Below are 6,001 nucleotides of genomic sequence, written 5' to 3' on the forward strand. Positions count from 1 at the left end.
AAAAGATTCCTTGCTAGCTATCAGAATGACGAAGTAAGGGCTTTACGCCTTCCTAATAATGGTAGGGCTTTATCTAAAAATGGCTAAAAAAATCACCCAGAATTATCATTACACTATTAAACTTTTCTTGACTTTTTGTCAAAAAAATGTATAATAAATTTACCATGAAAATGCTACATGACCTACCAGAAGTTAAAATTGCTATTACAGGCCCAATAGGAATTGGAAAATCAACTATTGTAAATACACTTCTAACATACCTTGGTGAAAAACCTCTTGGCTTTAGAACACTTCCTGTAATAAAAAACGATACTTTGCATTCTTTTGAAATCGTTAATCTATACACCTTCGAAAGAGCATCGATAGGTGTCTTTGAGGAAAATTTTGTTATAAAGCCTGTTACCGCCTCGTTTGAAACAATTGGTGTAAATGCCTTAAACGTTGCATTAGAAAAAGGTAAAGTTATCTTAATGGATGAGTTAGGTTTTCTTGAGAAAGACGCAACCAACTTTAAAAACAAGGTTTTTGAGGTATTAAAAAGCAAGAAATTTGTGCTTTATGTTGTTAAAGAGGAACTAAACGAATTTTTGAAAGAAGCTTTATCTATAGCAGACTTAGTTTTTCAAGTATCTAAAGAAAATAGGAATTCTTTAGCTAAAAAAATTTTGGAGGAGATATGGGTTTATACGAGGATCTCGTAGAAAGCGTTAAAGATTTTAGTGATGAAAAAATTTTAGATGTAAGACTTTCTAATGTATGGACTGCAGTAAAAACAAAAAATGTTGGCTTATCACTTGCCTATTCCTCTTTTTACGATGAAGTTGAAGATGCAGGTTATTTAATTAGTAAAAGTGCAAAAGAGATACTAAACTACCTTTACACTTTTAATCTTACAAAAGTTTCTATTGGACTTGCGACTCTTAACTCTTTAATTCCCTTTAAGGATTCATACGAAATATTTAACATCCTTGATTATATTGAAAGTATTGCTTACGGTAAGAAGGTGGTTTTTGTAGGTCATTTCTGTGGCCTTGATAAGATACGCACAAAAGCAAAAGAATTAATCGTTCTTGAAAGAAACCCAAAAGAGGGAGACACAATTGATACTGCATTTTACTATTTAATTCCAGAAGCAGACATACTTGCAATTACTGGCTCAACTCTTGCAAACAAAAGCATTGAAGCCTTATTATCAGTTAAAAGGAATGCACGTACGATAGTATTTGGGCCATCTACTCCTCCAAGTGAAGTTCTCTTCGATTATGGGGTAGATGTTGTTGGTGCCTCTTATGTTAAAGACAATGATTTTGTAATTAACGCAGTCTCACAGGGAGGAAAACTGCATAACTTTAAGAAGTTCCTCGATTATGTTGTTTTAAGGAAACAAAAATTTTAAGGGAGGTAAAAATGAAAAAAATACTTTCAATGTTTTTGATTGTTGTGTTTTTGCTTGTAAGTGTACCTACCAATCAAGTTAATGCATCTAGCTATGTTCCAGTTGCAACCTTCGTTTTCACTGAAAATTCAAATAAGTTCAATGTGGATAACATAGCAAAATTACTCTACGGAGAAACTTTTACGCAAAACAACACCCTTTTTGTGCCTCTAAGAAATGTTATTGAGGAGGTAGGCGGTTCAATCTCTTGGAACGGAAAAGAAAAATCTATATCAATCATTTTAAATGATCTTAATGTAAATCTTAAAGTAAACTCTAATTATGCCTATATTAATAAAAAAGAAGTTAAAATTTTACCTTTGATCCTTAAAAATGGTAGGAGTTTTATCTCTCTTAAGGATTTAGCAAACCTTCTAAACGGAACTGTTTTAAATGAGTTTTCTATCGAGATTCAAAAGCAACTTGTGGAAGTTTTTGATACAACAGGTCGTAAAATAAAAGTGCCAGTTAAAATAAACAAAATTGTTTCTCTTAACCCCATGGTAACCCTCTTTGTTTTCCCATTAAAGATGCAAGACAAGCTCATTGCAATACCAACTTCAGCAAAAGTAATCAATAAAACAAACTTTGAGAAAGTTTTTCCTAATTTATCAAAGTTAAAAGATGGAAGTAATTTTAAAAATCCTAACGTTGAGACAATTCTTTCTTTAAAGCCTGATATCGTTATCTCTTCTTCGGGGACTCCAGTTCAAAAGTTAGAAGAAGTAGGTATTCCTATTGCGCTTCTATCTATTGAAGATACTCGCACTATGCTTAAATCAATTCAATTTCTTGGCACAATTTTAGGTAAGACAAAAGAAGCAACCGATACATTGATTTATCTTGACTCAAAACTTGCTTTCATCAAATCTAAAACAGATTCAATTCAAAAGAAAAAAACTGTTTATTTTGCATTAGGACGTTTAACGCAATCGGCAGGCGCATCTCTTATGCAGAATGATATGATAGAGAGAGCTTCAGGTATAAGTGTAACTAAAGATATTAAAGGTGGTAAAATTGACGTTTCAATAGAACAGATCCTTTCGTTTAATCCTGACTATATTATTCTTGCTCCTTATTCAACTGATTCTGTTGAAAGCATCTTTTCAAATAGTGTTTTAAGAGGTGTTAATGCGGTAAAAAACAAAAATGTCTACAAGATGCCGCAGTTTTTAGGCTCTTACGATCTTCCAGAGCCTGAAGTTGTCCTTGGTATTATGTGGCTCTCAAATGTGCTTTATGGGAACAGTGTAAATTTTGACATGAAAAAAGAAGCAAAGGAGTTTTATAGTAAGATTTTTAATTACAATTTAACCGATGCCGATTTAAATTACATTTTCCCGTAAAATGATAAAAATTTCTAATCTACAGTTTGGATATTTTGATACAGAAGTACTCAAAGGTCTAGATATAGAGGTAAAGGAGGATGAGATTCTCGTCCTCCTTGGACCTAATGGAAGTGGTAAAACAACACTACTTAAAATACTTTCTAAGATACTAAAGCCTAAATTTGGCGAAGTTAGCATACTTGGTAAAGACATTAATAAATACTTTATTTCTGAACTTGCCCGTATTGTTGCATCGGTTCCGCAGATTCACAAGCAGACTTTTCCTTACACCGTTCTTGATATAGTGCTTTCGGGAAGAAATCCACAACTTGAAACTCTCATACCAAGTAAAAAAGATTTAGAGATTGCTTTAACAGTTTTAGAAGAACTTTCGATACTCCATCTTAAAGAAAGACCTTACACAAACATTTCAGGTGGAGAACTGAGGCTTGTGCTTATAGCAAGAGCCTTAGCGCAGGAAGCAAAAATTTTACTTCTTGATGAACCAACTGCCTTTCTTGATTTTAAAAACAGCAATCTCATTTTAAATAAAATCATGGAGCTAAGAGACAAAAGACACATTACTTTCATAATTACACTTCACGATCCAAACGAAGCACTCCATATAGGCGATAGAGTTGCCCTTCTAAAAAAAGGAGAGATTGTAGGTATTGGTGAGCCTTCCGAAGTGATTAACGAAGAAAACCTAAGAAAAGTTTATGGTATTGATGTAGAAAGAGTAGAAATTGATGGAAAAGTTTTTATCTTCGCAAAATAGAAAGTTTTATCTTGTGTTAGTAGTTTCAGTCATTTTTAACATTGTCTTTATTTTACTTTCAATGAGTTTGGGTAGATACAAGATTGATATCAAAAACATTCTATTTTTTAAGAATCTTACTTCTATTGATAGAGCGGTGCTAATAGATGTAAGATTACCGCGTATTATGGCAGCTATTTTATATGGTGCTACCCTATCTCAAACAGGTGCAGTTTACCAAGGTATGTTCAATAATCCCCTTGTCTCATCTTATATACTTGGCGTTTCATCTGGTGCAGGTTTTGGTGCAGCGCTTGGAATACTCCTCTCATCAAATATTTTTTTAATTGAAGGGCTTGCCTTTATTTTTGGTATTATTGCAGTTATTTTAACTCTTACAATTTCAAGAGCAAAGAGTGAAAGTATCTCTTTAGTGCTTTCGGGTTTTGTTGTTGGTAGTTTATTCCAATCGTTTACTTCTTTTTTAAAGTATGTAGCAGACCCTTATACAAAACTTCCTTCAATAGTGTTTTGGTTAATGGGTAGTCTATCACAGATTACACTTAAAGATATTGTTATTATTGCTCCAATTTTAGTTTTACTCTTAGTTGTTTTAGCCTTATTTGGTTGGAAATTAAACATTTTATCTTTTGGAGATGAAGAAGCAATCTCTCTTGGAGAAAACCCCCGACTTCTAAAGAGAGTCCTTATATTTATAACTACTCTTCAATCTGCACTTGTTGTTTCTTTTGCAGGAGTTATCGGTTGGGTCGGGCTTATAATTCCCCACACAGTGAGATTCCTTGTAGGTTATGACAATAGTAAAGTTTTAGTTCTTTCGATATTCTTTGGAAGTGGATTTTTACTTCTCATTGATACTCTTTCAAGAATAGTTTTCCCAGTAGAGATTCCTATTGGAATTTTAACTGGTATAATCGGTGCACCTTTCTTTTTTGTGCTTATAAGAAGAAGGCACAATTAATTTGCTTTATCCACCTGTTATAGGAGGAAATATGGAAATTTTATCCCCGTCTTTGAGTTTGGTATTTTCTTTTTCTAAAACTTCAACGTTTCTTCCATTTACAAGGAATACGTAATCACTTTTTATTTTTTGGTCGTTTTCAAGGAGTTCTTCTCTTAATTGCGGATAGATTTTAATAAAATTTTTAATTGCTTCAATGAGAGTTTCGCCTTCAACTTCAATGGATTCGTTTTCGAAAGTTTCTCTTTTTACGGTGTATACTTTTATTTTTACGTTTGCCATGGGTTTTTAACCTTTTTACATCCCTTTTAATTAAGTAAATTGAAAATCTTTTTTCATTTTTATATATACCAAAATTAGAGGTCCTGTCAAGATTTACTTTTACTTAATGGTTTTGCTTATAGGATCTAACTTTAATTAACAAATTTATTTTTGTATAATGTGAGGATGGAAAATAAGTCAAAAGTATTGCTGGTGCTTACGATTGGAGTTTTTGCAATTGGTGTTTCCTCAATTCTTATTAGATTAACCGATGCTCCACCAATTGTAATTGCAACTTATAGAGTTTCTATTAGTAGTCTTATAATTGCTCCAATCTATTTTACATACAAAAACAAGTTTCGCTTAAAAGAGATTGCAAAATTCATTCATATTTCCATATTTTTGGCAGCGCATTTTACTTTGTGGATTACCTCGCTTAAATATACAACAGTTGCAAGTTCTACTGTGCTTGTAACAACAAACCCAATTTTTGTGCCTATATTCTCTTACATTTTCTTCAAAGAACGGATTAAAAAGAAACTCATTTTAGGTATTGTAATTGCAATATCTGGAAGTTTTCTTATTGCACTTTCTTCAAAAAATGCTATAGGTAAAGGTAGCCTTTTGGGTAACGTCCTTGCCTTGCTTGGTGCAGTCGCATACTCTCTTTATTTTACATTTGGAAAAAGGGTAAGAGAAAAAGCTGAACTTATCCCTTATATTTTTTTCACATACTTATTGACTTCTTTACTCCTTATTTTAGTTTCCTTAATTACAAAAGAAAACCTTTTTAATTATTCAAGATATACTTACTTAATGTTTTTTCTTGTAGCCTTAATTCCACAAGTTATTGGACATACAGCATATAATTATTCTTTAAGGTATCTTGATCCATCTTTTATTGCTGTAACTATTCTTGGAGAGCCTGTTATTGCAACAATTGGTGCCTTTTTTATTCTTAAAGAAGTGCCAACTGTGTTTGAGATAACTGGTGCAATACTTATTTTGATAGGTATATACATTTCGGTATTGGTAGAACAGCAAAACTCGGTGTAATTCTTACAAGGTGACTTTTGCCTCCATGGTGTCATACTGCAATATTCTCCTTAACAAAGTCAAGTGAGCAAACATAGTAAGCAAGGAAGAATCATGCCGTTTCATACTCAAGGAGGGTTCACCTCCTTGATACTCTCCCAAAGAATTGGATCGTGCAAAGGTCATTCTGAGGCGAAGCCGAA

7 protein-coding genes are annotated in these 6,001 nt (G+C 32.8%); 6 read left to right on the plus strand and 1 reads right to left on the minus strand.

The genetic code is table 11. The features are described from left to right. Positions 1-164: 164 nt before the first annotated feature. The 5 genes from K6343_04495 to K6343_04515 are packed head-to-tail and all read left to right on the plus strand — an operon-like array spanning position 165 to position 4,502. Positions 165-701: a nucleoside-triphosphatase gene (locus K6343_04495; GenBank protein MEF3245224.1), complete on the plus strand. Its 537-nt coding sequence runs from the start codon at positions 165-167 to the stop codon at positions 699-701. Then, positions 677-1,396, plus strand: coding sequence for a DUF364 domain-containing protein (locus K6343_04500; GenBank protein ID MEF3245225.1), 720 nt, complete (start codon positions 677-679; stop codon positions 1,394-1,396). The genes K6343_04495 and K6343_04500 overlap by 25 nt, the downstream gene beginning before the upstream one ends. Positions 1,397-1,407: 11 nt before the next feature. Further along, positions 1,408-2,781 carry an ABC transporter substrate-binding protein gene (locus K6343_04505; GenBank protein ID MEF3245226.1) on the plus strand — a complete coding sequence of 458 codons (1,374 nt, stop codon included), beginning with the start codon at positions 1,408-1,410 and terminating at the stop codon, positions 2,779-2,781. A gap of 1 nt (position 2,782) precedes the next feature. Then, positions 2,783-3,541: an ABC transporter ATP-binding protein gene (locus K6343_04510; GenBank protein MEF3245227.1), complete on the plus strand. Its 759-nt coding sequence runs from the start codon at positions 2,783-2,785 to the stop codon at positions 3,539-3,541. After that, complete coding sequence (locus K6343_04515; GenBank protein ID MEF3245228.1) at positions 3,513-4,502, plus strand: iron ABC transporter permease; 990 nt, start codon at positions 3,513-3,515, stop codon at positions 4,500-4,502. Before K6343_04510 ends, K6343_04515 begins: the two co-directional genes overlap by 29 nt. 6 nt (positions 4,503-4,508) lie before the next feature. Here K6343_04515 and K6343_04520 read toward each other — a convergent pair whose 3' ends face one another. Then, positions 4,509-4,784: a MoaD family protein gene (locus K6343_04520; GenBank protein MEF3245229.1), complete on the minus strand. Its 276-nt coding sequence runs from the start codon at positions 4,782-4,784 to the stop codon at positions 4,509-4,511. Between the two features lie 165 nt (positions 4,785-4,949). Between K6343_04520 and K6343_04525 the strand changes: the two genes are divergently transcribed. Beyond that, positions 4,950-5,819 (plus strand): DMT family transporter, encoded by an 870-nt coding sequence (locus tag K6343_04525; protein MEF3245230.1) that lies wholly within the window; start codon positions 4,950-4,952, stop codon positions 5,817-5,819. Positions 5,820-6,001 lie beyond the last annotated feature (182 nt).

The sequence above is a fragment of the Caldisericaceae bacterium genome (assembly GCA_036574215.1).
Classification (GTDB): Bacteria; Caldisericota; Caldisericia; order Caldisericales; family Caldisericaceae; genus Caldisericum.

What these genes read in the sequence shown, in the direction of transcription:
- K6343_04495 (MEF3245224.1), top strand. Translation starts at nt 165, where the DNA reads ATGAAAATGCTACATGACCTACCAGAAGTTAAAATTGCTATTACAGGC.
- K6343_04500 (MEF3245225.1), top strand. Translation starts at nt 677, where the DNA reads ATGGGTTTATACGAGGATCTCGTAGAAAGCGTTAAAGATTTTAGTGAT.
- K6343_04505 (MEF3245226.1), top strand. Translation starts at nt 1,408, where the DNA reads ATGAAAAAAATACTTTCAATGTTTTTGATTGTTGTGTTTTTGCTTGTA.
- K6343_04510 (MEF3245227.1), top strand. Translation starts at nt 2,783, where the DNA reads ATGATAAAAATTTCTAATCTACAGTTTGGATATTTTGATACAGAAGTA.
- K6343_04515 (MEF3245228.1), top strand. Translation starts at nt 3,513, where the DNA reads ATGGAAAAGTTTTTATCTTCGCAAAATAGAAAGTTTTATCTTGTGTTA.
- K6343_04520 (MEF3245229.1), bottom strand. Translation starts at nt 4,784, where the DNA reads ATGGCAAACGTAAAAATAAAAGTATACACCGTAAAAAGAGAAACTTTC.
- K6343_04525 (MEF3245230.1), top strand. Translation starts at nt 4,950, where the DNA reads ATGGAAAATAAGTCAAAAGTATTGCTGGTGCTTACGATTGGAGTTTTT.